Here is a 274-nt window from a genome sequence, read left to right as displayed (position 1 = left end):
CCATTTGCACGTTGTCACCCGGCATGACCATTTCAACACCTTCCGGCAGTTCACAAGTACCAGTTACGTCAGTGGTACGGAAGTAGAACTGGGGACGGTAGCCCTTGAAGAAAGGCGTGTGACGACCACCTTCTTCTTTGGACAGTACGTATACTTCTGCTTCGAAGGTAGTGTGCGGCTTGATGGTGCCCGGCTTGGCCAGAACCTGACCACGCTCGACGTCATCACGCTTAGTACCACGCAGCAGGGCGCCAACGTTCTCACCAGCACGACC

The 274-nt window shown here is 55.5% G+C and carries 1 pseudogene; it reads right to left on the bottom strand.

Going from position 1 to position 274, the window contains the following annotated elements:
* Positions 1 to 274: pseudogene (gene tuf, locus R0J92_RS22945) on the bottom strand (elongation factor Tu); the annotation flags it as partial.

The organism is Tritonibacter sp. SIMBA_163 (assembly GCF_046535935.1).
GTDB classification, from domain to species: domain Bacteria; phylum Pseudomonadota; class Alphaproteobacteria; order Rhodobacterales; family Rhodobacteraceae; genus Epibacterium; species Epibacterium scottomollicae.
This window is presented reverse-complemented; position numbering and strand designations above follow the sequence as displayed.